23 protein-coding genes and 1 tRNA gene are annotated in these 24,792 nt (G+C 68.7%); 13 read left to right on the plus strand and 11 right to left on the minus strand.

Annotated elements, in window-relative coordinates:
- Positions 1-30 precede the first annotated feature (30 nt).
- Positions 31-810 (plus strand): phosphatase PAP2 family protein, encoded by a 780-nt coding sequence (locus AC1DH3_RS00145; RefSeq protein WP_441416773.1) that lies wholly within the window; start codon positions 31-33, stop codon positions 808-810.
- Between the two features lie 29 nt (positions 811-839).
- Here the strand turns inward: AC1DH3_RS00145 and AC1DH3_RS00150 are convergent, their stop codons facing one another.
- On the minus strand, positions 840-1,127 hold the full coding sequence (locus AC1DH3_RS00150) for a MerR family transcriptional regulator (RefSeq protein ID WP_441416774.1): 288 nt from the start codon (positions 1,125-1,127) through the stop codon (positions 840-842).
- A gap of 149 nt (positions 1,128-1,276) precedes the next feature.
- On the opposite strand from AC1DH3_RS00150, the gene AC1DH3_RS00155 reads away from it, so the two are divergent.
- From AC1DH3_RS00155 to AC1DH3_RS00170, 4 genes are all read left to right on the plus strand, one after another.
- Complete coding sequence (locus AC1DH3_RS00155) at positions 1,277-1,702, plus strand: Hsp20/alpha crystallin family protein (protein ID WP_441417825.1); 426 nt, start codon at positions 1,277-1,279, stop codon at positions 1,700-1,702.
- A gap of 120 nt (positions 1,703-1,822) precedes the next feature.
- Positions 1,823-2,242, plus strand: coding sequence for a DnaJ domain-containing protein (locus tag AC1DH3_RS00160; protein ID WP_441416775.1), 420 nt, complete (start codon positions 1,823-1,825; stop codon positions 2,240-2,242).
- A 93-nt stretch (positions 2,243-2,335) separates the two neighbouring features.
- Positions 2,336-2,725: a hypothetical protein gene (locus AC1DH3_RS00165; RefSeq protein ID WP_441416776.1), complete on the plus strand. Its 390-nt coding sequence runs from the start codon at positions 2,336-2,338 to the stop codon at positions 2,723-2,725.
- A 127-nt stretch (positions 2,726-2,852) separates the two neighbouring features.
- The gene (locus tag AC1DH3_RS00170; protein WP_441416777.1) at positions 2,853-4,406 is read left to right on the plus strand and encodes a glycoside hydrolase family 1 protein; all 1,554 of its coding nucleotides are present in this window, start codon (positions 2,853-2,855) and stop codon (positions 4,404-4,406) included.
- Here the strand turns inward: AC1DH3_RS00170 and AC1DH3_RS00175 are convergent.
- Both AC1DH3_RS00175 and AC1DH3_RS00180 read right to left on the minus strand, forming a co-directional pair.
- Positions 4,403-5,485 (minus strand): App1 family protein, encoded by a 1,083-nt coding sequence (locus tag AC1DH3_RS00175; RefSeq protein ID WP_441416778.1) that lies wholly within the window; start codon positions 5,483-5,485, stop codon positions 4,403-4,405. The genes AC1DH3_RS00170 and AC1DH3_RS00175 overlap by 4 nt on opposite strands.
- Positions 5,486-5,534: 49 nt before the next feature.
- On the minus strand, positions 5,535-6,299 hold the full coding sequence (locus AC1DH3_RS00180; RefSeq protein WP_441416779.1) for a DUF72 domain-containing protein: 765 nt from the start codon (positions 6,297-6,299) through the stop codon (positions 5,535-5,537).
- Between the two features lie 158 nt (positions 6,300-6,457).
- On the opposite strand from AC1DH3_RS00180, the gene AC1DH3_RS00185 reads away from it, so the two are divergent.
- From AC1DH3_RS00185 to AC1DH3_RS00200, 4 genes are all read left to right on the plus strand, one after another.
- On the plus strand, positions 6,458-8,221 hold the full coding sequence (locus AC1DH3_RS00185) for a glycoside hydrolase family 15 protein (RefSeq protein ID WP_476908364.1): 1,764 nt from the start codon (positions 6,458-6,460) through the stop codon (positions 8,219-8,221).
- Between the two features lie 144 nt (positions 8,222-8,365).
- Positions 8,366-8,668 (plus strand): YegP family protein, encoded by a 303-nt coding sequence (locus tag AC1DH3_RS00190; RefSeq protein ID WP_441416781.1) that lies wholly within the window; start codon positions 8,366-8,368, stop codon positions 8,666-8,668.
- Positions 8,655-9,371 carry an HAD family hydrolase gene (locus AC1DH3_RS00195; RefSeq protein WP_476891986.1) on the plus strand — a complete coding sequence of 239 codons (717 nt, stop codon included), beginning with the start codon at positions 8,655-8,657 and terminating at the stop codon, positions 9,369-9,371. The genes AC1DH3_RS00190 and AC1DH3_RS00195 overlap by 14 nt, the downstream gene beginning before the upstream one ends.
- 77 nt (positions 9,372-9,448) lie before the next feature.
- Entirely contained in the window at positions 9,449-10,624 is a 1,176-nt protein-coding gene (locus tag AC1DH3_RS00200) for a zinc-dependent alcohol dehydrogenase (protein WP_476891987.1), read from the plus strand.
- A 30-nt stretch (positions 10,625-10,654) separates the two neighbouring features.
- Here AC1DH3_RS00200 and AC1DH3_RS00205 read toward each other — a convergent pair whose 3' ends face one another.
- Positions 10,655-11,581 carry a CHAD domain-containing protein gene (locus AC1DH3_RS00205; protein ID WP_476908365.1) on the minus strand — a complete coding sequence of 309 codons (927 nt, stop codon included), beginning with the start codon at positions 11,579-11,581 and terminating at the stop codon, positions 10,655-10,657.
- 146 nt (positions 11,582-11,727) lie between these two features.
- On the opposite strand from AC1DH3_RS00205, the gene AC1DH3_RS00210 reads away from it, so the two are divergent.
- Positions 11,728-12,489 (plus strand): SDR family oxidoreductase, encoded by a 762-nt coding sequence (locus AC1DH3_RS00210; RefSeq protein ID WP_441416785.1) that lies wholly within the window; start codon positions 11,728-11,730, stop codon positions 12,487-12,489.
- Between the two features lie 49 nt (positions 12,490-12,538).
- Here the strand turns inward: AC1DH3_RS00210 and AC1DH3_RS00215 are convergent, their stop codons facing one another.
- Genes AC1DH3_RS00215 through AC1DH3_RS00225 form a run of 3 tightly spaced genes read right to left on the minus strand, consistent with a single transcriptional unit; the run spans position 12,539 to position 15,649 of the window.
- Entirely contained in the window at positions 12,539-12,961 is a 423-nt protein-coding gene (locus AC1DH3_RS00215; RefSeq protein WP_476908366.1) for a sterol carrier family protein, read from the minus strand.
- A gap of 3 nt (positions 12,962-12,964) precedes the next feature.
- A complete protein-coding gene (locus AC1DH3_RS00220; protein ID WP_441416787.1) occupies positions 12,965-13,981 on the minus strand; it encodes an asparaginase in 1,017 nt (338 codons plus the stop codon).
- 36 nt (positions 13,982-14,017) lie between these two features.
- Positions 14,018-15,649, minus strand: a complete 1,632-nt coding sequence (locus tag AC1DH3_RS00225; RefSeq protein WP_476908367.1) for a molybdopterin-dependent oxidoreductase — start codon at positions 15,647-15,649, stop codon at positions 14,018-14,020.
- An 849-nt stretch (positions 15,650-16,498) separates the two neighbouring features.
- Between AC1DH3_RS00225 and purD the strand changes: the two genes are divergently transcribed.
- Together purD and AC1DH3_RS00235 are read left to right on the plus strand one after the other, a co-directional pair.
- Positions 16,499-17,821, plus strand: coding sequence for a phosphoribosylamine--glycine ligase (gene purD, locus AC1DH3_RS00230; RefSeq protein WP_476908368.1), 1,323 nt, complete (start codon positions 16,499-16,501; stop codon positions 17,819-17,821).
- 2 nt (positions 17,822-17,823) lie between these two features.
- Positions 17,824-18,771: a phosphoribosylaminoimidazolesuccinocarboxamide synthase gene (locus tag AC1DH3_RS00235; RefSeq protein WP_476908369.1), complete on the plus strand. Its 948-nt coding sequence runs from the start codon at positions 17,824-17,826 to the stop codon at positions 18,769-18,771.
- A 33-nt stretch (positions 18,772-18,804) separates the two neighbouring features.
- On the opposite strand, the gene AC1DH3_RS00240 is transcribed toward AC1DH3_RS00235, so the two are convergent.
- On the minus strand, positions 18,805-20,070 hold the full coding sequence (locus AC1DH3_RS00240) for a helix-turn-helix domain-containing protein (protein ID WP_175321502.1): 1,266 nt from the start codon (positions 20,068-20,070) through the stop codon (positions 18,805-18,807).
- 143 nt (positions 20,071-20,213) lie between these two features.
- Here AC1DH3_RS00240 and AC1DH3_RS00245 point away from each other — a divergent pair, with 143 nt between their 5' ends.
- On the plus strand, positions 20,214-20,459 hold the full coding sequence (locus tag AC1DH3_RS00245; RefSeq protein ID WP_175321501.1) for a hypothetical protein: 246 nt from the start codon (positions 20,214-20,216) through the stop codon (positions 20,457-20,459).
- Positions 20,460-20,687: 228 nt separating this feature from the next.
- Here AC1DH3_RS00245 and AC1DH3_RS00250 read toward each other — a convergent pair.
- The 3 genes from AC1DH3_RS00250 to AC1DH3_RS00260 form a co-directional block, all read right to left on the minus strand.
- Positions 20,688-20,764, minus strand: a tRNA-Pro gene (locus AC1DH3_RS00250).
- 114 nt (positions 20,765-20,878) lie between these two features.
- Entirely contained in the window at positions 20,879-22,711 is a 1,833-nt protein-coding gene (locus AC1DH3_RS00255) for an ABC transporter ATP-binding protein (RefSeq protein WP_476908370.1), read from the minus strand.
- Positions 22,708-24,525: an ABC transporter ATP-binding protein gene (locus AC1DH3_RS00260; protein ID WP_476908371.1), complete on the minus strand. Its 1,818-nt coding sequence runs from the start codon at positions 24,523-24,525 to the stop codon at positions 22,708-22,710. Before AC1DH3_RS00260 ends, AC1DH3_RS00255 begins: the two co-directional genes overlap by 4 nt.
- Positions 24,526-24,792: the final 267 nt, after the last annotated feature.

The raw sequence follows: 24,792 nt of genomic DNA on the forward strand, positions 1-24,792 counted from the left end.
TCCACACACGGCGCAGAGGCGGATACGGCAATGGCAGAGCAGAAAACCGGGCAATCCGGCTGGTGGCGGGTCTTCCATGACAAGTTTGTGGTGGAGGAGCGCTACATGAGCGTGGATGCGCGGCGGAATCTGTACCGGATCGCCGTCGGGCTTATGGTCGTCGGCGTCGTGGCGTTCATTGCCATCCTGGTTAGCGTGCTGCAGCACGGCGGTATCACCGCCGTTGACGAGCCGGTGCGCTCCGGGCTCGTGGCCCTGCGCGGGGAGCCGGCCACGACCATCATGATCATCCTGGCCATTGTCTTCGGACCCATCGGCCTGCCGATCATCATCCTGGTGTTCACGGTGGCGTGGGGGCTGCTGGCCAAGCACGCCTGGCGGCCGATGGTGCTGGCCGGTGGCATGCTGACCGGGGTCATCCTGGCCCAGATCATCGGCCGGTCGGTCGGCCGGCAGCGCCCGCCGGTGGACCTTATGCTCTTCGGGGCTGACTCCACGTTCTCGTTCCCGTCAGGCCACGTCTTGGGCGCCTGTGACTTCCTGCTGATCACCACGTTCCTGATCTTTTCCCGCCGCAAGAACCCGAAAGCCGCCGTCGCGGGCTTCGCCGTAGCCGGCATCGGGATCTTCTTCGCCGCGCTCAGCCGGCTGTACCTCGGCTACCACTGGACCACCGATGCCCTTGCCTCGCTGTCCATCTCGTTCGTGATCCTGGGCGCCGTGATCCTGCTGGACACCTGGCGGACCGCCAGGATCCCGGGCGAGCGGATCACCGGTGAACTCTCCAAGCAGGAGACCGGCGCGGAGTAGGCGCCGGCGAAGACGGGGCGCGCTGCCGGTCAGCGCGCCCCGCGTCGTTTAAGCTCCGCACGGAGCTTGGCATTAGCCGTTTCCAGTTCCAGCACCTTGGCGACGCCGGCGAGGTTCAGCCCCTCGTCCAGCAGCTCACTGATCCGCCGCAGCACCACCAGATCCGTCTCGCTGTACTGCCGCGTTCCGCCCGCCGTGCGGTCCGGGGTCAGGAGTCCCCTGCGCTCGTAAAGCCGGATGTTCTGCGGCCCGGTCCCGACCAGCTGAGCCACCACGGAGATCGCGTACACCCCGACGTCCGCTTCACGTTCCGCCATGGCTCACGTCCCTTCGTGTGGTCGAAAAATTTCCTGTTGCATCAGTTTGGCACTGGTGCTATAAAAAATCTATATCCACCACCACAGATAACCGAGTGGGCTGGATAGGCAGGAAGATTCAAGACTCTCGTATGAAGGAGTGGGAAATGATGTTGATGCGTACGGACCCGTTCCGTGAATTGGACCGGCTGACCCAGCAAGTCTTCGGAACGGCGGCGCGGCCCGCCGCCATGCCGATGGACGCGTGGCAGGAGGACGGCGAATTCGTCGTCGCGTTCGATCTTCCCGGCGTCAATGTTGACTCGGTGGATCTCGACATCGAGCGCAACGTCCTGACCGTCAGGGCCGAACGGCGCGACCCGACGCAGCCCAACGTTGAATTGATCGCCTCGGAACGGCCGCGCGGAGTATTCAGCCGCCAGCTGATCCTGGGCGACACGCTGGACACCGACAAGGTCAAGGCGAGCTACGCCGACGGCGTCCTGACGCTCCGGATTCCGGTGTTGGAGCAGGCCAAGCCGCGGAAGATTGAAATCACGCACACGCAGGACAAGATGCAGGAGATCGGGAAGTAACAGCGCCGGCGGCGGACGCTTCGGACCGCTGGCGGTGCGGGGATCCGGCCGGCCGGAACGTGCGGCCGGATCCCCGCCTGATCGGCCCGAGCCCCGTCCGGCCAGCCAGGAGGTGAGCCGATGAACCGCGACCCGCGCGGCTTCTACGCCGCGTTGCACGTCGCGCCGGATGCGTCTCCGGCCGAGATCCAGCGCTCCTTCCGCGCGCTGATGCGCCGCCGCCATCCCGACGTCGAAGCGGCCGCCGGTGCGGCGTCCGGAGGCGGCCCGGATGCCCGGCCCGGCGCCGGGTCTGACGGCGGGGAGGAGGCGCGCCGCATCCTTGAGTCGTTCTCGGTGCTGCGGAATCCTGACGCGCGGGCCGCCTATGACGCCGCCGGTTCCGCGGCCCGGCCGGCCCGCCCGGCCCGCGTGGCAGACACCGGGGGCACCGCCGCCGGCCGCACCGCCGTCGGCCGGGACATTCCGGTGCGGCACCACCGAGGCGGGCAGCCGGTGCTGCGCGTGACCCCGGTGCGGTGGGAGCGGGGGCCGGAGTGACGCGGGAACCAGGGGCGGTGCCGCGTGCCGCACCAGGCAGGAAGCACCAGGCAGGAAGCAGCAGGCAGGAATACAAGAAAATGGAGGATAGCCATGAGCGCATGGCGGCGTTACGATTCGCACCTGATGCCCGCGTTCCACGAGCGGTTCGAGGAGAGGTGGGGCGAAGGAACCGCGCCCTTCCTTGACCCGGAGGCCCACGAACTGCCCCTTCCGCGCGCACAGTGGATCAATGTGGACACCGGCGCCGCGCTGGCGGTGGTGCCCATCTGGGCCGCCGAGGACAGCCAGCACCGCTCCTTCGGGGTGTTCTATCTACCGCCCGCCGGGGACATCTGGGTGCTCCGGCCCGGGTTTACCGGCTACCTTGAGCCCGCGGCGGACGAGGCGGAGCAACTCCTGAGCCTGCGGAATGACGCGTTCAAGAAGGCCGTCGCCCATGCCAAGGAGTTCCTCTTCGGGCCGGAGGAGTCCACCTACTAGGGCGCCGGGCTCAGGGGGCGGAGGCGCCGGACACACCGGCGGAGGTGCCGGCGCCGGTTGTGGCGTGGGCGCCCGCCGGGGCCTAAAATCAATCAACCACCAGCGCAACTGCATAGGGGATCCGCCAATGAATGCTTCCGCCCACGATCTGGCCGCTCTGCTGCCGGCCGATTTCACCATGGGCGTGGCGACCGCCGCCTTCCAGATCGAGGGGGCGCTGGACGAGGACGGGCGCGGACCTTCGGGATGGGATGTCTTTGCGGCTACCCCGGGCTCGATCGTCAATGATCACAGCCCCGCCATGGCCTGCGACCATTACCACCGGATGCCCGAAGATGTGGCGCTGATGAAGGAGCTGGGGATCGATTCCTACCGGTTCTCGCTGTCCTGGCCCCGCATCCAGCCCGGCGGCAGCGGTCCGGTGAATCCCAAGGGCCTGGACTTCTATGACCGCCTGATCGACCTGCTGCTGGCCAACGGGATCTCGCCGATGGCCACCCTGTACCACTGGGACACGCCGCTGGAGCTGGACGAGGCCGGCGGCTGGATGAACCGGGACACCGCCTACCGGCTGGGGGAATTCGCCGCCATCGCCGCCGCGGCCTACGGGGACCGGGTGGCCCGCTGGGTGACCATCAACGAACCGGCCACGGTGAGTGCCAACGGCTACATGCTGGGCGTGCACTCCCCGGGCGAAGCGCACATGCTCAAGGCGCTGCCGAGCGTCCACCACCAGCTGCTGGGCCACGGGCTCGCGATGCAGGCGCTGCGGGCGGCGAAGGTGCCCGGTGAAATCGGCCTCACCAATGTCTATTCACCGATGGTCCCGGCCTCGGCCAACCCGCTGGACAAGGTCAGCGCCGGGCTGATGGACATGGCCCAGAACCGCCTGTACGCGGACCCGGTGCTGCTGGGCAAGTATCCGGACGCCATCAGGGCCGCCACTTTCTTCTCCTCCTTCAGCCCGTCCAGCGAGGACATGGAACTGATTTCGCAGCCGCTGGACTTCTACGGGCTGAACTACTACATGCCCACCCGGGTGGCGGCCGGACCCGGCGAGGGCACCGTGCCCCAGGGCATGGCCGAGGCCATGGGCAATGACCTCAACGGCGGCGGGTCCGGAACCCCGTTCCACATCGAGAGCTTCCCGGACACCGAGATCACCGCCTACGGCTGGCCGATCAAGCCCGACTACATGGCCGTGGCGCTCGCGGAAATGGCCGAACGCTACCCGGAACTGCCGCCGGTCTACATCACCGAGGGCGGCGCAAGTTTCGAGGATCTGGAGATCCACGACGCCGAAGGCCGCCTCATCGTCCCGGATGAGCGCCGCGTGCGGTACCTTGCCGAGCACATCGGGGCGGCCATCGAGGCGACCTCACCCGGCGGCTCCGCAGAGTCGATCGAGCTGCGCGGCTACTACGTGTGGTCGCTGCTGGACAACTTTGAATGGTCCGCCGGCTACAAGCAGCAGTTCGGCCTGCTGCACGTGGACCGTGACACCATGATCCGCACGCCGAAGGCCTCCTACTACTGGATCCGGGAGCTCATGGCGGCCCGGAAGAGGGACGCCGGGGCAGCTGCGATGGTCGCGGGCGACGGCGGCACGGCGGACAGCGCCACCGCCGACGTCGAAACCCCCGAAGCAGGAACCGCGGCCGAAGCCCCGGCGGCCGGCTAGAGGATCTCCAGCTCCTGCAGGCGCTTGGCCATGCCGGCGCCGTCGGGCGAGTAGACCCACGGGACGCTGGAGCCCGTGTGGTCGCCGGTCTCGGAATGTCCGCCCGCCAGCACGGCCTCGCCGGTGGAGAGCTGGCGGATGCCGATCGCGGCGACCCGGTCTCCGTGCTCCCGGGCGAACTGCGAATAGATGGCCTCGTCGTGCTGGCCGTTGTCGCCGAAGAGGAGCCAGCGCATGTTGGGGAACTCCTTGGCCAGCAGTTCCAGGTTCCGGCGCTTGTGTTCCTGGCCGCTGCGGAACCAGCGGTCGTGGGTGAGGCCCCAGTCGGTCAGCAGCAGGGTTCCGGAGGGGTACATGTTGCGCGTGATGAAGCGGGCCAGCGTCGGGGCGGCGTTCCAAGGGCCGGTGGACAGGTAGATCACCGGCGCCTCGGGGTGTTCCACCAGCAGCCGGTCCATCAGGACGGCCATGCCCGGGGTCGCCATCCGGGCCCGTTCGTTGAGCACAAAGGTGTTCCACAGGGCCAGGAACGGCCGGGGGAGTGCCGTGACCATGATCGTGTCGTCAATGTCCGAGACGATGCCAAGGGTGGTGTCCGGGGAGATGACATAGATCATCGCCTCCGCAGGCTCGGTCCCTTCGGCCCGCAGCACGGCGCGGTGCCAGCCGGGCGTAAGTGAAACCGGGACCACGGTGTCCACGATGCCACCGCGGTCGGCATGCACCCGGGTGGTGATGCCGCCGATCTCGATCTCCACCTCAATGAACTGGATCGGGACAGACGTAAACGCGCGCCAGCCGCGGACATTCTGGTTGCCGTTCTGCGCCGCCTGCTCCGCCCGGCTGCCGGGTGTGGGCTTGCTCGTGAGCAGGACGCGGCCCAGTACCCGGACCCACTCGGTGGAGCCGTAGCCCTGGTAGGCGATGGTTTGCGGGCTGAACTTCCAGCGCCTGGCTGCCTTCAGGCGGAGGTGGTTGACCGAGTCCGAGACCCAGTGGGCCAGCCGGAAGGCCTGGCTGCCCGAGACTTTCCTGTCCGGCTGCGGTTGCTGCGCTGGTTCCTGCGAGGCCAATTCCATAACTCCACTCTCCCACAGCGGCGCGTCCTGCCGGCGATTGGTCCGCCGGTCAGGCGTCGCCCAGCAGTTCACGCAGCCTGGTGGCGTTGCGCACGGCGTTGCCGCCGCCGTCGTTGTTGAAATAGGCGTAGACGTCCTTGCCCGACGCCAGCCACTCGCGGGTCCGTTCCGCCCACCAGCCAAGTTCCTGGTCGGAGTAGGAGCCGGCGTAGAGGTGGTCCCGGTCGGGCCCGTGCAGCCGGACGTAGACGAACCCGGCGGTAGCACGCAGGATGCACGGCAGCTGCGCGCCGCTCATGACGCAGTAGGCGGCGCCGTGCCGTTCGAGCAGCTCATAGACCGCCGGGTGGTCCCAGCTGGGGTGGCGGAACTCCACGCTCACGCGGATCCACTCCGGCAGGGCGGCCAGGAAGTAGCCCAGACGGGCGTCGTCGCGCGCGAAATCCGGCGGCAGCTGGACCAGCAGCACGGCCCGCTTGTCACCGAGTTCGTGCCAGCAGCGGGTGATCCGCTCCGCCCAGACCTCCGGGCCGTAGAGTTTCTTGCCGTGGGTCAGGCCCCGCGGCGCCTTGACGGACATGGTGAAGCCCTCCGGCAGGCGGCGCTGCCACCCGGCGAAGGAGCTCTCCCGCGGCCAGCGGTAGAAACTCGCATTCAGCTCCACCGTGGTGAAGCGCGATGCGTAATGGGCCAGCCGGTCCCGTGCCGGCAGCCCGGGCGGATAGAGCACGTTCTCCCAGTGGTCGTAGCTCCAGCCGCTGGTTCCGATGTGCGCCACGCCGTGGCGGTGTACCCCGTAGTCCTGTTCCGGCATGTTGGGATCCTAGTGCCGGCAGGCCGCCCGTCCCAGCCCCCACGCAGCGGAACCCGTTGCCCCGCGCAGCGACATCCGGTGCCCGCGCAGCGACATCCGCCCCGCAATCTGCCACGTCGTCCTCGGCCGCCAGCACGGCGTGTGGCACTGTAAGACCCATGGCACGCATCGAGGATTACGCAATGGTCGGCGATCTGCACACCGCCGCATTGATCAGCACGGAAGGCTCCATCGACTGGCTGTGCCTGCCCCGCTTCGACTCGCCGGCCTGCTTCAACGCCCTGCTGGACAGCCCCAAGGCCGGCCGCTGGCTGCTCGCGCCCGCGTCCGGCGGCGAATGCACCCGGCGGCACTACCGCAAGAACACCCTCATCCTGGAAACCGAATGGGAAACCGACGAGGGCAAGGTCAAGGTGATCGACTTCATGTCGCCCCGCGACGGCGCGGCGGACATCGTGCGGATCGTGGTGGGGATCCGCGGCACGGTACGGATGCGCGGCGAGCTGGCCCTGCGCTTCGACTACGGCCACATCGTCCCCTGGGTGCGCCGCGACGAGCACGGGATCCACGCCGTGGCCGGCCCCGACGCCGCATACCTGGTCACCGAGGCCCCGCTCCGGGGCGAGCACATGCAGACCGCCAGCGACTTCACCGTCAAGGCTGGCCAGCGCATTCCCTTCGTGCTGACCTGGGCACCCAGCCACCTCGGCCGCCCGCGCAAGGTGGATCCGGAAGGCGTGCTTGAAGCCACCGAATCGTTCTGGCAGCAGTGGTCGGCCAAGTGCCGGGTCACCGGCCCGTACCGCGATGCCGTGCTGCGCTCGCTGATCACCCTCAAGGCCCTGACCTTCGCCCCGACCGGCGGCATCGTGGCCGCCGTGACCACGTCGCTGCCGGAGGAGCTCGGCGGGGAACGCAACTGGGACTACCGCTACTGCTGGCTGCGGGACGCGACCCTGACGCTGCAGGCCCTGCTCGCCTCGGGCTACTCGGAGGAGGCCGCCGCGTGGCGTAACTGGCTGCTGCGCGCGGTGGCGGGGGATCCGGCCGATCTGCAGATCATGTACGGCCTGCACGGCGAGCGAAGGCTGCCGGAAATGACGCTGGACTGGCTGGCCGGCTATGAGGGGTCGGCGCCGGTGCGGATCGGCAATGCCGCAGCCGGGCAACTGCAGCTGGACGTCTGGGGCGAGGTCCTGGACTGCCTGGCCCTTACCCGGAGTTCACTGCTGCACGACGGCGATGACTCCTGGGACGTCCAGGTGGCGCTGATGGAGCATCTGGAGACCGCCTGGACCGGGCCGGACAACGGTCTCTGGGAGATGCGCGGACCGCGCCGGCATTTCACCCACTCCAAGGTGATGGCCTGGGTGGCGGCGGACCGCATGGTCAAGGGCGTCCGGGATTCCGGCCTCCCCGGCCCGGCGGATCGCTGGGAAGCGCTCCGCGACACGATCCACGCCGACGTGATGGCCAACGGTTTCGACGCCGAACGCAACACCTTCGTCCAGTCCTACGGCCGGCCCGAACTGGACGCCAGCCTGCTGCTGATCCCGCGCGTGGGGTTCCTGGCTCCGGATGATCCGCGGGTGGTCGGCACCATCGAGGCGGTGCAGCGGGAGCTCACCCATGACGGCTTTGTGCTGCGCTACCGGCAGGAACAGAGCGACGACGGCGTGCCGGGCGGCGAAGGCGTCTTCCTCGCGTGTTCGTTCTGGCTGGTGGAGGCGCTGCTGGGTGCGGGCCGGCGCCGCGAGGCAAGGGAGCTGTTCGAACGGCTGCTGGCGCTGCGCAACGACGTCGGGCTGCTGAGCGAGGAATGGGACGTTCAGGAGGCGCGCCAACTGGGGAACACCCCGCAGGCCTTCAGCCACTTCGCACTGGTGCGCAGCGCACTCGAACTGCAGGCCGACGGCCACTGACGGCATGCTCCAATGGTGTCCTGGCACCGGCTGACGGCGGCGAAATCCGCCGGACCGGGACCGGCCGCCGGACTTTCCTCCAGAGCTTAGATAAGTATACTTACTAATATCCCCGCACGGGGTGCAGGATTGAAGGAGTATGCAATGGCTGGATATTTCGAGCTCGTGGATGCGCCCGACGGCGGCTACCGGATTCGGATGATGGACGCTGCCGGCGGCCTGATGGCCGTCTCGGTCACGTTCCCCACCAAACGCGCGGCCGTGGCGGGCATTGCCCAGGCGCGGGAGATCGCCGGAACCGGCCTGATCCGGGACCGCAGCGGCGACGGCCAGTCCGCAGTGATGGCCTCGCTGGCGAAGCGGCGGACCGGCGGCGGCACGGGACGCGGCTCCTCGCTCTCCGGCGGCACCCTGGCGGCCACGAAGCGCACCCGTGCCCACCACTGACCCGTCGTCGGCCGGGCAGCACCAGGCCGCAGTCCTCTTCGACGTCGACGGAACCTTGGTCGACTCCTCCTACATCCACACGCTCGCGTGGTGGCAGGCCTTCAGGCAGGCCGGCTACGACGTGCCGATGGCCAGCATCCACCGCTCGGTGGGAATGGGCGGGGACAGGATCCTTGACCGCCTGCTGCCGGAAGACCGCGACACGTTCGGCGACGCCGACATCATGACCTCCCACGCCGCGGTGTTCTCCACCTTCTGGCCCTCGCTCCGGCGGCTCGACGGCGCCCGGGACCTGCTGGCGCAATGCTTCGACGCCGGTCTCGCCGTCGCCCTCGCGTCCTCGGCAAGGGACCGCGACCTGGAGATTCTCCGCAACACCATCGACGCCGACGCCTACATCCACGCCGCCACCAGCTCGGCTGACGCGAAGGAAAGCAAGCCCTCGCCGGACATCCTCGTCGCGGCGCTCAAGGCCGTCGGCGTCCCCGCCGGCAACGCCGTATACGTGGGGGACGCCGTCTGGGATATTTACGCTGCCGGGAAGCTGGACATCCCGGCGATCGGGCTCACCTGCGGGGGCACCAGCGAAGCCGAACTCCGCGAAGCCGGCGCCGTGGAGGTCTATGAAAGCCCGCGCGCGCTGCTGGACAACCTCGCCGGCAGTGCCATCGGCAAGCTGGCCGCGCGCGTCCGCGGCAGCTGACCCACCGGCCCTGCCGGGCTGCGCTCCGACTCTTCCTTCCAAATTTCCCCTCCAGACCGCGACCGAAAGGCAAGCACATGAAGGCACTTACTTGGCAGGGCAAACGTTCTGTGAGCGTTGAAGAAGTTCCCGACCCGGTGATCCAGGAACCCACCGACGCGATCGTGCGCATCACGTCGACGGCGATCTGCGGCTCCGACCTGCACCTCTACGAAGTCCTCAGCCCCTACATGCACAAGGGCGACATCATCGGCCACGAGCCGATGGGCGTCGTCGTGGAAGTGGGCAGCGCCGTCACCAACCTGGCCAAGGGCGACCGCGTGGTCATCCCGTTCAACATCTCCTGCGGCCACTGCTTTATGTGCAGCCAGGGCCTGCAGTCCCAGTGCGAGACGACGCAGGTCAAGGAAAAGGGCTCCGGAGCCTCGCTCTTCGGCTTCTCCGAGCTGTACGGCTCCGTGCCGGGCGGGCAGGCGGAGTACCTGCGGGTGCCGCACGCTGACTACGGACCCATCAAGGTGGGGGCGGAACTCCCGGACGAACGCTACCTCTTCCTCTCGGACATCCTGCCGACCGCCTGGCAGGGCGTGAAGTACGCCGACGTGCCCGAGGGAGGCACCCTCGCGGTGATGGGCCTGGGGCCGGTGGGACAGTTCGCGTCCCGGATCGGCAAGCACTTCGGCCTGCGCGTCATCGGCGTCGACCCGGTGCCCGAGCGCCGGGCGATGGCGGAACGGCACGGCATCGAGACCCTGGATTACTCCAAGGGCGTCGCCGACGAACTGCGCTCCATGACGCAGGGCCGGGGTGCCGATTCGGTGGTGGACGCCGTCGGGATGGAAGCCCATGACTCGCCCGTGGCCTCGTTCGCCCAGCACGCGGCCGGGCTGCTGCCGGAGAAGCTGGCCCAGAAGGCCTTCGAGACCGTCGGGGTGGACCGGCTCTCCGCGCTCCACACAGCGCTGGACGCAGTCCGGCGCGGCGGCACCGTCTCCCTCAGCGGCGTGTACGGCGGAACGGCCTCCCCGATGCCGCTGATGCACATGTTCGACAAGCAGATCCAGCTGCGAATGGGCCAGTGCAACGTCCGGCGCTGGACCGAGGACCTGCTGCCGCTGGTGGAGTCGGACGCGGACCCGCTGGGTGTCATGGACCTCGTGACGCATCAGGCCAGCCTGGATGAGGCCCCCGCGATGTACGAGAAATTCCAGAAGAAGCAGGACGGCTGCATCAAGGTGGTGCTGAAGCCCTGACCGGACCTGGCGGTGAGCCCCGCGGCCGCCTCAGCCGGCGGGAAACTTTCTCCAGAGCTTCAGGAAGGCCCGCTCTGAGGCGGCCGCCAGGTGCTCTTCCTTGGCGTGCAGCCTGCCGTAGCTGAAGCCGTTCTCACCGCTGCGCAGCGCGCGACCGCCCAGCTCGGCCAGCCGTTCGCGGGCCACGACGCTGTCCTGGTTCAGGCCCAGGAGCTGCTGGATCCGCCGGGCCGACTTGGCCAACCGCTTCGCGCCGCGGCGCTTCTTCCTGTCCGGCGCCAATCCATCGGGGGCCTCCTTCGGCAGTGACAAGGCCAGCTCCGCGGAGTACCGCAGCCGTTTTGCCGCTTTGCGGACCTCATGCAGGCCCGCATTCCGGGCGGCGCCGCCGTCGTCGGCCGTGGGTGGAAGGGCCTTCACCGCGCGCTTCAAACGACGCCGGTCCTTGGCTACCAGCTTGCCGAACCTCGTCCCCGGAGCGCCGGCGGCCTTCGGCGACAGGGGCGCGTCGGCCAGGAATTGGTCCAGGGCCGCCAGCAGACGGGGGTAGCGCTCGTTCCCGAGCGCCTCGAGGACCGCTTCGAATCCGGCGGCCTCAAGTGCGTCGAGCTCCTCGTCGATCCGGATGGCGGCCGGGCCCTGCGGCCCGGACAGCGAGCGCAGCGCCTCGGGCTCCTGGGCGAGCAGCGTGGCCAGCCTCTCGTGGACCACGCCAGGGTCCCGGGCCGCCCCGAGCAGTCCCGAGAGCCACCGCAGTTCGGCGCGGAGCGGTTCCACTGCGTCGTCGTCGAACAACGGCCGGCCCGAAGCCAGCAGCGAGCGGAGGCGGCGCGCCGCAACACGCATCTGATGGACGGCTTCGGGTTGCTTCGACCGGACTCCGGGCGCATGCTGGCGCAGTTCAGCGAGCTGCTGTCCAAGATAGGCCAGCAAGGCCTCGCCCGCGGTGGTTGCCACGCTTCACTCTACGTCTTGGCGCAAGCCCCTGCAGTGCCGAGAGATGGCAGATCGCGGCAATGTTTGTCCCGGGCACTGCCGCGACGTGCCATCTCGGCATAGGCTGTCCGGGACCGGAATCGACCACGCCACCCTAGGAGCCCCGCATGACACACCAGCGCCACCTCGGCCGGGTCGCCGTCGTCACCGGAGCGGGTTCCGGGATCGGGCGGGCGGTGGCTCGGCTCATGCTGGCCGACGGCTACCGCGTGGTGCTGGCCGGCCGGCGGGAGAAACCGCTGCTGGAGACCGCGGCCGGGCACGCGCAGGCGCTCGCGTTTCCCTGCGACATCTCCCGGCCCGGCGACGTCGAACGGCTCTTCGCCGTAGCGCTTGAGCAGTGGGGCAGGGTGGACGTGCTGTTCAACAACGCCGGCGTGTTCGGCCCCGCGGCCTCGGTGGACGAGATCAGCGTCGAGGACTGGGAGGCCACGGTGGCCGTGAACCTGACCGGCTCCATGCTGTGCGCCGCCGCCGCGGTCCGGGCCATGAAGGCGCAATCGCCGCAGGGCGGCCGGATCATCAACAACGGCTCCATCGCGGCGCACTCACCCCGCCCCCGCACCGTGGCCTACACGGTCACCAAGCACGCCATTACCGGGCTGACCAAGAGCATTGACCTCGACGGCCGCGGCTTCGGCATCAGCTGCGGGCAGATCGACATCGGCAACGCCGCGACGGAGCTAATGGACGAGATTGGCGTAGGCGACGGCGCGCTCCAGGCCGACGGCAGCCGCCGGCCGGAGCCGACGTTCCCCGTCGAGGACGCGGCCCGCGCCGTGCTGCTGATGGCCGGCATGCCTGCCTCCGCCAGTGTGGGATCCCTCGTCATCACGGCCGCCGGGATGCCGTTCATCGGCCGCGGCTGACTCGTTAGGGCGGGCCTCGTGCCGCTGGCGCCCGGCCTACCCGGCGTGCCTAGAGCGGCAGCAGCCCGGACAGGTCGGCCCGCAGCCCCGAGGCGGCCACCCGGCCGGATTCGACGGCGTCGGCCCAGCTGAGCCGGCCGGTGACCATGGCAAGCCAGGTGGCGGCGTCGCATTCAATGACGTTAGGGGGAGTGCCGCGGGTGTGGCGCGGGCCCTCCACGCACTGGGTGACGCCGAAGGGCGGCACGCGGACCTCCACCGAGTTGCCGGGGGCCCGGGCGGTGACTTCCTCGAGGGAGTAGCGCACCGCCGTCGCGAGCGTATTGCGGGGCACTGCCGGGCCCTCAGGCGCAGCGGCGCCGGAGGGCTCGGGCGCGGCAGCGTCGGAGGGCTCGGGCGCGGCGGCGTCCCGCCAGGCGGCCAGCGCGGCGCGGCCCTCATCCACCGGGATCCGGCGCCGTGACACAGCCACGGCCTAGTCCAGCAGCGCCGAGACGGCGTGGCCGAGGCGGATCTTGCCAACCGGCCGGCCGCCGCCCAGCACCGGGTCAACCACCTTTTCCAGCACGGAAGAAACCTCCGGGATCTCGACGGCGCCCGCGGCGGCGAGCAGGGTCAGGCCCACGAGCGTCGTGGCGCGGACGTTGCCGTCCAGGACCTTGATCGCCACCGAGACGCCCTGCGGGGTGGCCATGACCAGCACGCCCTCGGCGCCGATCTTGGCGATGATTCCGAGCTCGTCCATCACGATCGTGTTGGCCTGGCCCCGGCCCTGCACGGCCCACGGGTAGTCCAGCATGGACGTCGCGATCGTGGCGGCGCGGGCGTTGGAGTTGTTGTCCCCCGGAGCCTTGGCCAGCCGCGAGAAGGCACGGGCCAAGCCGGTGAGCGACACCGCGGCCACCGGGGCGCCGCAGCCGTCGATGCCGAGGTGGGCGATCCGCTCGCCGCAGTACTCCTCGATCACGGAACGGATGCGCTGCTGCAGGGGGTGGTTGGGTTCCAGGTAGCTGTGCGTGTCCCAGCCGTTCTCCGTGCAGGCCCACAGGAACGCCGCATGCTTCCCGGAACAGTTGAAAGCCAGCCGGGATTTTCCGCGCTCCGTCTGAACCAGCCAGGTCCGGGCCGTCTCGTCCTCGGGCCAGGCGGCGGGGCACTGGAGTTGGTCCTCCTTGACGCCGGCAGCCTTCAGCATGCCCTCCACCACGTCCATGTGGTCGAGCGAGCCGACGTGGCTGCCGCAGGCGATCGCCACCTGGGCGCCGCGCAGCGGAACGCCGGACTGCATCGAGGCGAGCGCCTGCAGGGGTTTGAGCGTGGAGCGCGCGTAGATCGGCGTCGTTATGTCGCCGAGTTCGGTGACCACGTTGCCGTCCGCGGCCATCACGACGGCGGAGCCGATGTGGCGGGACTCGATGAAACCGCTGCGTTCAACAACTGCCAGTTCGACGGCGGACTCAACAGTGAAGGTGGCATGCGGGTTCAAGGGCATGCTGCAAGTCTATGGTGCGTTGCGGGCCCAGCCCGGTTACTCCACGGTGACCATGACAGACTGCCAGCCGGAAGCGCCGTCGGGCACAGGATCGGCGCGCTTGTCCGTCTGGACCTCGCCGGTGCCGTCGGTGGCGCGGACCTTGATGTAGTGCGGTCCCGGGGTTGCCTCCCAGTCGAAGGACCACTGCCGCCAGGTCACCACGGAGGCCTCGGCCGAGAGCACGGCCGCCGTCCACGGGCCGTTGTCGATCTGGACCTCCACCTTGGTGATGCCGCGGGTCTGCGCCCAGGCGGTGCCGCCGATTGCGACCTTTCCCGCAGCGACCTTGGCGAAGGACTTGGGGACCTCCACCCGGGCCATGGTTTTGATCGGGCCGCGCTCGGACCAGCCGCGCTGCGTCCAGTAGGCCTTGTTGTCCGCGAAGCGGGTCACTTCCAGGTCAACCACCCATTTGGTGGCCGAGACGAAGCCGTACAGCCCGGGGACCACCATGCGGACCGGGTAGCCGTGCTCCAGCGGAAGGGGCTCGCCGTTCATGCCGATCGCCAGCATCGCGTCGCGGTCGTCCTGCAGGACCTCCAGCGGAGTGGAGGCGCTGAACCCGTCGACGGACGTGGAGAGCACCATGTCCGCGCCGTCCTTGGGCCGGGCCATCTTCAGCACGTCACGAATGGGCATGCCCAGCCATTTGGCGTTGCCTGCCAGGTTCCCGCCGACGGGGTTGGAGACGCAGGTCAACGAGACGTGGGATTCGATCAACTGCGCATCCAGCAGGTCCTGGAAGCTGAGCCGCACTTCCTGTTCCACCAGGCCGTGGATCCGCAATTCCCAGGACCGGGCGTCGATTTCCGGCACGCTGAGCGCGGTGTCGATCCGGTAGAAATCCTTGTTCGGCGTGAGCCACGGGGTGACGCCGGGGGCCTTGGACTGGACGCCGGCGGGCACGGCGGCGGCGGCCTTGGCGGGGGCGGGCAGCTGCAGGGCTTCGCGGGCCTGGGCCACGTTGCTGCGGGCGGCGCTCAGGAGCCGTCCGCCCGTTGCAGCTGCGGCGGCAGCGACGGCGGTGATGCCGCTGGCGGTGAAGAAGGCGCGGCGGCTGGTGGCGGGACGGTCCGGCTCCTTGGCGCCGAGGTCCGACGCCACCTCCGGCCATTCCCGGGTCCGCCACAGCTTGCTGATCAGGAACCGGAGCACAACCAGGCCGGCCACGGTGCCGATCAGCGAAGGGATGGCGTCCAGCGGTTTCACACTGGCCCGGGTCACCACACTGGCCACGATCACCGCGCCCAGCAGCAACACGCCGGCCACGCCCAGAGCCCACTTGCGGAAGGCGACGATGCCCAGCACGCAGGCCAGCAGCAGGATGGTCAGGCCCATCCCCACGAACAGGGCGGCCTTGTCATTCGTGCCGAAGGTTGCGATGGCGAAGTCCTTCATCCACGGCGGAGTGAAATCGATGAAGGTCGAGCCCAGGGCGATCAGCGGCGTCGCGCGGGCCGTGAAGAAGGCGCCGATCAGCTCCGCGACGGCCAGCACGACGGCGGCCGAGACTACCCCGGCCAGCGCGGCCAGGGCGGTGGGGCCGGAGAAGAGTGCGGGCCGCTTCCTTCTCTGGTTCCCGGGCCGGGGGGTAGTGCCGGGCTGCGGGGTGCTGGGCGTCTTCATACTGGATGTTCGGAGCGGCGGAGCCCGCGGATTGTCCGGCCGGGGCGTGGGATGGGCATGCCTGGTGGACTGGACGGCTTCCCCGGCGACGCACATGCCCATCCTTGGGCGTGAGGGATGGGCATATGCGCATTATGTCCAGTGGCTGCGGCGTGGAGTGGGCATGTCCCGTGGAGCTCGGGTCCGGAATGGCACGTCGTGTGGACTGGGCGGCTTCCCCGGCGACGCACATGCCCATCCTTGGGCGTGAGGAGTGGGCATATACGCATTATGTCCAGTGGTTCCGGCGCGGAATGGGCATGTCCCGTGGAGCTCGGGTCCGGAATGGCACGTCGTGTGGACTGGGCGGCTTCCCCGGCGATGCACATGCCCATCCGTGGGCGTGAGGAGTGGGCATATGCGCATTATGTCCAGTGGCTGCGGCGTGGAGTGGGCATGTCCCGTGGAGCTCGGGTCCGGAATGGCATGCCCGATGGACTGGGCGGCTTCCAGGGACGGGCATGCCCATCCTTGGGCGTGAGGGATGGGCATATGCGCATTATGTCCAGTGGTTCCGGCGTGGAGTGGGCATGTCCCGTGGAGCTCGGGTCCGGAATGGCACGTCGTGTGGACTGGGCGGCTTCCCCGGCGACGCACATGCCCATCCTTGGGCGTGAGGAGTGGGCATATACGCATTATGTCCAGTGGCTGCGGCGCGGAGTGGGCATGTCCCGCTGGAACCGGGGCCCGTGGAGTGGGCATGTCCGCTGCAACCGTGGCCTGTGCGCAAATCCGGCGTGAGGAGTGGGCATGTCCGGTGGCAGTCACAGCTTAGGAGCCTGCAGGGTCCACAAAGTACCCTTGGGAACTGTGAAGGTACTTGTCATCGGCCCCGGCGGCCGCGAACACGCCATTGTCCGATCCTTGCTCGCCGACCCCAATGTTTCCGAGGTCCACGCGGCCCCGGGCAACGCCGGTATCAGCAGGCTGGTCCCCACACACGCCATCGACGCGAACAACCCCGACGCCGTCGCCGCGCTGGCTACCAAGCTCGCCGTCGACCTCGTGGTGGTCGGTCCGGAAGCCCCGCTGGCCGCGGGTGTCTCCGATGCCGTCCGCGACGCCGGGATCCCGGTGTTCGGCCCCAGCAAGGCCGCCGCCCAGCTTGAGGCCTCCAAGGCGTTCGCCAAGGAAGTCATGGCCGAGGCCGGCGTGCCCACCGCGATGGCCCGGGTGGCCTCCAACGCCGAGGAAGCCGCCGACGCGCTCGACACCTTCGGCGCCCCCTACGTCGTGAAGGATGACGGGCTCGCCGCCGGCAAGGGCGTCGTCGTCACCCGCAACCGGGACGAGGCGCTGGCGCACGCGCAGAGCTGCTTCGACGCCGGCGGCACCGTGGTGATCGAGGAATTCCTTGACGGCCCCGAGGTCTCCGTGTTTGTCCTCTGCGACGGCAGCACCACCGTGGCGCTCTCCCCGGCACAGGATTTCAAGCGCATCTTCGACAACGACGAAGGCCCCAACACGGGCGGCATGGGCGCCTACACCCCGCTCGATTGGGCCCCCGAAGGCCTCGTCCAGGAGGTCATCGACCGGGTCGCGCAGCCCACCGTCAACCAGATGGCCCACCGCGGCACCCCGTTCGTCGGCGTGCTCTTCGTCGGCCTCGCCCTGACCTCCCGCGGCACCCGCGTCATCGAGTTCAACGTCCGGTTCGGCGACCCGGAAACCCAGGCCGTCCTGGCCCGGCTCAAGACGCCGCTCGGCGGCCTGCTGATGGCCGCCGCCAAGGGCGAACTGGACAAGGTCCAGCCGCTGCGCTGGTCCAAGGAGTCAGCGGTCGCCGTCGTCGTCGCCGCCGAAAACTATCCCGGCACGCCCCGGACCGGGGACCGGATCCGCGGCCTGAAGAAGGTCGAAGCCATTGAGGGCGTGCACGTGATCCATGCCGGCACCAAGCTCGACGACGAGGGCAAGGTCGTCTCCGCGGGCGGCCGCGTCCTCGCCGTGGTGGCGCTCGGGACGGACCTCGTGGAGGCCCGCGAACGGGCGTACGACGGCGTCGAACTCGTCCAGCTCGACGGCGGCCAGTTCCGTACCGACATCGGCGGCAAAGCCGCCCGCGGCGAAATCAAGGTGACGGCGCCCGGCACAGCGGCTGCCGCGGCCGCCGCGGCGAAAGCGAAGGCCTGAGCATGAACGCAACTGAATCCGCGATGCCCGCCGGCGGCCTGCACACCGAGACGCTGGACCTGCCCGGCTGGAAGCATGTCTACTCCGGCAAGGTCCGCGACCTCTACGTCCCGGCGGACGCGTCCATCACCGAACGCGTCGGCCACGAGTGCGTCCTGGTTGTCGCGAGCGACCGCATCAGCGCCTACGACCATGTCCTCGCGAGCGAGATCCCGGACAAGGGGCGCATCCTCACCCAGCTGAGCCTGTGGTGGTTCGAGCAGCTGGGTGTGGAGCACCACGTGCTCGCGTCCACGGTCGACGGCGGCGTGCCTGCGGCGGTCGAGGGCCGCGCGATGATCTGCAAGAAGCTGGACATGTTCCCGGTGGAATGCATCGCCCGCGGCTACCTGACCGGCTCCGGGCTGGCCGAATACCGGCAGTCCGGGACCGTGTGCAGCATTCCGCTGCCGGCCGGCCTGGTGGACGGGTCCCGGCTTGCCGAGGCCATCTTCACCCCCTCCGCGAAGGCCGAGGTGGGCGAGCACGACGAGAACATCACCTACGACGCCGTCGTCGCGCTGGTGGGCCCGGACATCGCGGGCCGGCTCCGCGAGCTGACCCTGGAGATCTACACCAAGGCCGAGGAGATCGCCCGCGGCCGCGGCATCATCCTGGCCGACACCAAGGTCGAATTCGGCATCGACGCCGCGACCGGCGTCATCACGCTCGGCGACGAGGTCCTGACCCCCGACTCCTCGCGGTTCTGGGATGCCGCCACCTATGAGCCGGGCAAGGCACAGCCGTCATATGACAAGCAATACGTGCGGGACTGGCTGACGTCGGCCGAATCGGGCTGGGACAAGTCCTCCGACACGCCGCCGCCGGCGCTGCCGGCCGACGTCGTCGCCCGCACCCGCAGCCGCTACGTGGAAGCTTACGAGTTGCTGACGGGCCGGGCCTTCGCCTAGCCGTCCGCCTTCGCCTGGCGCCCGGCCGTCCGCCTAGCTTCCGGCAGCGGCGGCTTCGGCGCGGCGCTGGGCCAGCCGGATTTCCAGCACGGCGTCCATGGCCTGCTGGACCCGGTCCGAGGCCCCGGCCGCGCTGAACTCCTTTTGCGCTTCCTCGAGATAGACGAGTGCTTCCTCGGACTCGCCGGCGGCCTTGAGCGCCTTGCCGAGCAGCAGGGCCACCTCGCCGGCGACGTGTTTGGCCAGCGAATCCCGTTCGGCGTGGATTTCCCGCAGCTTCTGTACCGCGCCGACGATGTCCCCGGTGAGGTACAGCCAGCGTGCCCGGATGAAGGCCACCTCGAGCCGGTCGGTCTTGTTGCCGCCCACGATCGAGAGGGCCAGCTCGGCGCGCTCGATCGAGGACAGGGTTTCCGGTTCGACGATCCCGGAGGACAGACGGACCGCGGCGGAAGCCTTGTTAAACCGGGCCCAGAGGTCGATGTCGTTCGCCGGGGAGAGCAGCTTGGCCGCCTTCTCGTGGTACTTGATGCCTTCGGCGTAGTCATGCCGCATGAACGCCACGTTCCCGATCACCCAGGCGACCTCTCCGGCCAGCTGGGAGATGGACTGGTCATCCATCTGGTCGTTCATGTCCTGGCAGTACTGCCACGCCTCGTCGAGCCGGCCGCTTTCGGCGAGGGCGCCGATCAGGGCGCGCAGCGCGCCGATGATCAGGGTGGAGCCCTTAGGCAGCTGGGCGCAGAGCCGCACCGCTTCCTGGGCGTGCTCGACGGCGACCGCCAGCTGGCCCTGGCCGTGGCACACGGCGGCAAGCATCTGCCGGGCGCGCACCCCGAGGCCGGCCGATTCGGCAGCCATCGGGTGGTCCAGCAGCCGCTGTACCAGGTTCTGGCATTCCTTGAGCTGGCCCTGCTTCATCAGGCATTCGGCCTGCATGTAGGTCATGTTCCACCAGGCGCTGGTGTTCTTCCCCTCCAGCGCGATCTGGGCGGCCGTGGCGGCGTGGCTGGCGGCCAGCGGATAGTCGCGCAAGTCCCAGGCCTGCCGCGCGTACAGCCCGGCGAGCACGTATTCGGCGTCGCTGACGGACACGGGCTGGCTCCAGGCCTCCAGCGCCTTGGGGGCGAGCTCCAGCCGGCGGGCGAGCTCTTCGATGACGTCCGCGGTCGGTTCACGGCGGCCGGTCTCCAGTAGCGAGATGTAGCTGGGTGAAAACAGGTCCTTACCCAGTTCGGCCTGGGTGAGGCCGCGTTCCAGCCGTTCCGCTCGGAGTTTTTCCCCGAATCCGTTCCCCACGGGATCCTCCTAATTCCGGACAGTCGATGTACTAAATGCTTGACAGTCTCTGTGCAAGTAATTTTACAATGTATGTCAACAAGGGCTGGTGCTGGCTTTGTAACTTTCCGAATCGTATTTCCGACTCGTATTGAGGAACCCACATGTTTAAGAAGATTGCTGCCTCTGTCGCCTTGGCTGGGGCTCTGGCGTTCTCCGCAGCGGCTCCCGCAGTGCTGTCAGTAAGTGCCATCGGTAACTGGCCGGACCCCATGAGCAACAGCACCCTGGCGATCGGCAACTGGCCCGATCCCATGAGCTCGAGCAATGGCACCCTCTCGGCCATCGGCAACTGGCCGGACCCGATGTCCAACTCCACCAACATCGGCAACTGGCCGGACCCGATGTAACCAACGCTCCAGGCAGCCCCGGGACACCCAAGGTGTGTCCCGGGGCTGTTCTTTGCCCCGGTCCCTCCGTCGATTGCTCCGAAGCGGACCCTTATGACGGGTCTAAACGGCGGTTGCGGAGCAGTCGATGGGGTACGGCGGCGGTGGACGGTGCGGGCGCCGTCGGAAGGGCGCAAATATCGCCGGCACACAAAAGAGGGCCTTCCGATTGGAAGACCCTCTTTAGATTGGTCGGGATGACAGGATTTGAACCTGCGACCTCGTCGTCCCGAACGACGCGCGCTACCAAGCTGCGCCACATCCCGATCCGTTACTTCAAAAGCAACTTCACAAGAGTATCCGATTCCGGCCCCGGATGCGAAATCGGCGCCGTCGAAGCGCCGCCCGAGCTTCGTCGAAGCGCCGCCGGAGCGGAGGAATCAGACGAGCGAGTCCTTCCAGGCGCCGTGCAGCTTGGCGAAGCGCCCGCCGCCGCCGATCAGCTCCGCCGGTGTGCCGTCCTCCACCACCCGGCCGTCATGGACCACGAGCACCCGGTCCGCGGTCTCCACGGTGGAGAGCCGGTGCGCGATGATCAACGCCGTGCGGCCCGCCTCGCCGGAGCTGACGCCCTGCAGCAGGCTCGCCAGCCCGGCCTGGACCATCCGCTCGGACGGGATGTCCAGCGAGGACGTCGCCTCGTCGAGGATCAGGACGGCGGGCCGGGCCAGGAAGGCCCGGGCAAAGCTGATCAGCTGGCGCTGCCCGGCCGAGACCCGGCCGCCGCGCTTGTTGACGTCGGTGTCGTAGCCCTCCGGGAGCGCCGAGATGAACTCGTGGGCGCCGACGGCCTTTGCGGCGTCCTCGATCTCCTGCCGGGAGGCCTCGGGCCGGCCCAGGGCGATGTTGTCCGCCACCGATCCGCTGAACAGGAAGGCCTCCTGGGTGACCATGACGACGTTCCGGCGCAGGTCCGCCGTCGTCAGCTGCCGCAGGTCCACGCCGTCGAGCGTGAGCGAGCCGGAGGAGACGTCGTAGAAGCGGGCGATCAGCTTGGCCAGCGTCGACTTACCGGCGCCGGTCTGGCCCACCAGCGCGACCGTCTGGCCCGCGGGAATGTGCAGGTCCATGGCCGGGATGATGACCGGGCCGTCGCCGTAGCGGAACTCGACGTTCTCGAAATCGATGCTGCCCTTCGCCTCGGGCAGGGCCACGGGGTTTTTCGGCGGCCGGACGGTGGGTATTTCCTCCAGCAGCCCGGAGACCTTTTCCAGCGCCGCCTGGGCGCTCTGGAAGGAGTTGTAGAACATCGCCATCTGGTCCACCGGCTGGAAGAACCGCTTGGTGGACAGGATCAGGGCCAGCAGCACGCCGACGGCGAGCTCGCCGCTGAGGACGCGGAAGCCGCCGGAAAGCAGCACGACCGCGACGCAGACGTTCCCGATCAGCACCAGGCCGGGCTGGAAGACGCCGTTGAGGTTGATGGAGCGGACGGTGACCTTGCGGTACTCCTCGGAGAGTTCGGCGTAGCGCTCGGCGTTCTGGCGCTCCTTGCGGAAGGCCTTGACCGCACGGATACCGGTCATGGTCTCGACGAAGTGCACAATCAGCCGGGCCGAGACGACGCGGGATTCGCGGAACGCTATCTGCGAGTGCTTCTGGTACCAGCGGGCCAGGAAGTACATCGGCACGCCGGCCGCGAGCACCAGCAGCCCGCTGCGCCAGTCCAGGGCAAACACCGTGACGGCGGTGAAGATCATGAACAGCATCCCGGAGGCGAGCGAGCTGACCCCCGAGTCGAGGAGTTCGCGCAGGGCCTCAAGATCCGAGGTCTGCCGGGCGATGATGCGTCCCGAGGTGTACTTCTCGTGGAATTCCAGGCTCAGCCGCTGGGTCTGCCGGAAGACCCGCACGCGCAGGTCCAGCAGCATCGCCTGGCTCAGGCGCGCCGTCGAGGTCACGTACAGGGCGGTGAGCCCGGCGGTCGCGACGGCCGCGGCGAGGTACGCGACGCCGGCCAGCACCAGCGGGAGGTTGTCCCCGGCGCGCAGGGCAGGCAGGGCGTGGTCAATGCCGAAGGCAATCAGGGCCGGCCCGGCGACGCGGGCGGCCTGGGACAGCACGACGGCGGCGATGGTCAGCCAGAAACGCAGGCGGACGGGACGGATCAGCGAGCCGAGCAGGGCCAGGGAGCGACGCCGGACGGCCTTGCTCTCGGATTTGGAAAGGTGGGCGTTGTCCTCGTTGGCGGTGCCGAAGGTGGCCGTGCTCATCGCGACACCTCCTCGGCCTCGAGGGCGGACAATTCGGAGTCCAGGTCCCTAGGTTCCGGGTCCAGGCTGGCGATCACGTAGCGGTAGTGGCTGTTCTCCGCGAGCAGTTCGGTGTGGGTGCCGACGGCGGAGATCCGGCCGTCCTGCAGCAGGGCCACGCGGTCGGCCAGGGCCACGGTGGAGGGACGGTGGGCCACGATCAGGGTGGTGGTGTCAGCGAGCACCTCACGGAGCCTTGCCTCGACGAGTTCCTCGGTGTTCACGTCCAGCGCGGAGAGCGGATCGTCCAGGACCAGCACCTTCGGCTGGGCCGCGACGGCCCGTGCCAGGGCGATGCGCTGCCGCTGGCCGCCGGAGAGGCTGAGGCCCTCCTCGCCGATCAGGGTGTCCAGTCCCTCCGGCAGGGAGTAGGCGAAGTGGGCCTGGGCGGTGTCCAGCGCCTCGGCCAGGATCTGCTCCCGGCGCTCCTCCGTCTCGTGCCCCTGCACGCCGAGGAGCACGTTGTCCCGGACGGAGTTGGAAAACAGGGTGGTGTCCTCGAAGGCGACGGCGACGACGGTGCGCAGCTCCTCCACGCTGAAGTCGCGCAGGTCCACGCCGTCGATCGTGACCGAGCCCGCCGTGACCTCGAACAGGCGCGGCACCAGCTGCAGCAGGGCACTCTTGCCGCTGCCGGTGATGCCCACCAGGGCCATGGTCTCGCCGGGGCGGATGTCAAGGCTGATGTCCTTGAGGATCGGCTTGTCCGGTGCGTCCTCGAAGGCGAAGGTGGCGTTGTGGAAGCCCAGGGCGCCCTTGAGCTCGGCAGGCCGGCGCGGCTGCGGCGGGCTGGTGATGGTGTTGACCGAGTCCATTACCTCAAAGTGCCGGTCCACGGCGGACTTGGCGGTGAGCGCCATCGCCAGCAGCATGCCGCAGAACTCCACCGGTGCGGCGATCACGGCGGCGGTGGCGAAAAAGGCTACGAGCGAGCCGATGCTCAGCTGCCCGTCGGCCGCGAGCATGACGCCGACGACGAGCCCGGCACCGAGGGCGAGTTCTGGCAGCAAGGTGACGACGAGGCTAAAGGCGGCCAGGTGCTTGGCCTTCGCGATCTCGGTCTGGCGCAGTTCCTCGGCCTGTTCATTGAAATTTTCGAGCGCCTCGCGGCTGCGTCCGAAGGCTTTGAGCACGCGGATGCCGTGGACGGACTCCTCGACCGTGGTGGCGAGGTCTCCGGCCTGGTCCTGGCTGCGGCGGGCCACCTTGCTGAAGCGGGTCCGGAACCGGAAGCCGTAGATCATGATCGGCACGGCGGCGGCCAGGAAGATCAGGGCCAGCTGCCAGCTCATGGAGAACATCACGACGACGCCGATCACCACGGTCAGCGTGGTGACCACGAGCATGATCGCCCCGAACGCCATCCAGCGCCGGAGGAAGTTCAGGTCTGTCATGGCGCGCGAGAGCAGCTGACCGGAACCCCAGCGGTCATGGAAGGAGACGGTCAGGTCCTGCAGATGGTCGTAGAGCGACACCCGCATCCGGGTTTCCACCGTGGTGGCCGGGTTGATGACGAATTGGCGGCGCAGTGCCACCAGCCCGGCTTCGGCGATGCCCAGCAGCAGGATCACGGTCGAGGCGATCCAGACGGCCTGGCTGCTGCCGCCGGGCCTCAGCCAGTCGTTGATGAGTACGCGCAGCACCTGGGGGATGGCCAGGGCGACGATGCTGGCCAGCAGGGCGGACAGCAGGCCCATGACCAGCCGCGGCATGATCGGTCTGACGTGCGGATAGAGACGGCTGATTGATGAGAAAAACGGAGTCTGCTTGGCCATGCCTGCTTCTTAACTGCAACTGCGAAATGGATTACGCAACTGGATGTAGTTTCCTGTAGCAACTACCCTAGGCCATCGCGTGACCCGGTTCACAGGATATCGGGCCGTTCCGGAATCTGTCCCAGTAATTATGTTCCGCAATGGCACGGGGAGGTGCGGGCTTTCCCTGGGGCATGCCCATCGCTCGGCATGCCAGCGGGACATGCCCATGGTTCGACCGTACGAGTTCTGGACATGCCCGCTCCTCGAGCACACGGGTTCGGGACA

Source organism: Arthrobacter sp. 05L428, from assembly GCF_056397665.1.

What these genes read in the sequence shown, in the direction of transcription:
- AC1DH3_RS00145 (WP_441416773.1), top strand. Translation starts at nt 31, where the DNA reads ATGGCAGAGCAGAAAACCGGGCAATCCGGCTGGTGGCGGGTCTTCCAT.
- AC1DH3_RS00150 (WP_441416774.1), bottom strand. Translation starts at nt 1,127, where the DNA reads ATGGCGGAACGTGAAGCGGACGTCGGGGTGTACGCGATCTCCGTGGTG.
- AC1DH3_RS00155 (WP_441417825.1), top strand. Translation starts at nt 1,277, where the DNA reads ATGTTGATGCGTACGGACCCGTTCCGTGAATTGGACCGGCTGACCCAG.
- AC1DH3_RS00160 (WP_441416775.1), top strand. Translation starts at nt 1,823, where the DNA reads ATGAACCGCGACCCGCGCGGCTTCTACGCCGCGTTGCACGTCGCGCCG.
- AC1DH3_RS00165 (WP_441416776.1), top strand. Translation starts at nt 2,336, where the DNA reads ATGAGCGCATGGCGGCGTTACGATTCGCACCTGATGCCCGCGTTCCAC.
- AC1DH3_RS00170 (WP_441416777.1), top strand. Translation starts at nt 2,853, where the DNA reads ATGAATGCTTCCGCCCACGATCTGGCCGCTCTGCTGCCGGCCGATTTC.
- AC1DH3_RS00175 (WP_441416778.1), bottom strand. Translation starts at nt 5,485, where the DNA reads ATGGAATTGGCCTCGCAGGAACCAGCGCAGCAACCGCAGCCGGACAGG.
- AC1DH3_RS00180 (WP_441416779.1), bottom strand. Translation starts at nt 6,299, where the DNA reads ATGCCGGAACAGGACTACGGGGTACACCGCCACGGCGTGGCGCACATC.
- AC1DH3_RS00185 (WP_476908364.1), top strand. Translation starts at nt 6,458, where the DNA reads ATGGCACGCATCGAGGATTACGCAATGGTCGGCGATCTGCACACCGCC.
- AC1DH3_RS00190 (WP_441416781.1), top strand. Translation starts at nt 8,366, where the DNA reads ATGGCTGGATATTTCGAGCTCGTGGATGCGCCCGACGGCGGCTACCGG.
- AC1DH3_RS00200 (WP_476891987.1), top strand. Translation starts at nt 9,449, where the DNA reads ATGAAGGCACTTACTTGGCAGGGCAAACGTTCTGTGAGCGTTGAAGAA.
- AC1DH3_RS00210 (WP_441416785.1), top strand. Translation starts at nt 11,728, where the DNA reads ATGACACACCAGCGCCACCTCGGCCGGGTCGCCGTCGTCACCGGAGCG.
- AC1DH3_RS00220 (WP_441416787.1), bottom strand. Translation starts at nt 13,981, where the DNA reads ATGCCCTTGAACCCGCATGCCACCTTCACTGTTGAGTCCGCCGTCGAA.
- AC1DH3_RS00225 (WP_476908367.1), bottom strand. Translation starts at nt 15,649, where the DNA reads ATGAAGACGCCCAGCACCCCGCAGCCCGGCACTACCCCCCGGCCCGGG.
- AC1DH3_RS00235 (WP_476908369.1), top strand. Translation starts at nt 17,824, where the DNA reads ATGAACGCAACTGAATCCGCGATGCCCGCCGGCGGCCTGCACACCGAG.
- AC1DH3_RS00245 (WP_175321501.1), top strand. Translation starts at nt 20,214, where the DNA reads ATGTTTAAGAAGATTGCTGCCTCTGTCGCCTTGGCTGGGGCTCTGGCG.
- AC1DH3_RS00255 (WP_476908370.1), bottom strand. Translation starts at nt 22,711, where the DNA reads ATGAGCACGGCCACCTTCGGCACCGCCAACGAGGACAACGCCCACCTT.
- AC1DH3_RS00260 (WP_476908371.1), bottom strand. Translation starts at nt 24,525, where the DNA reads ATGGCCAAGCAGACTCCGTTTTTCTCATCAATCAGCCGTCTCTATCCG.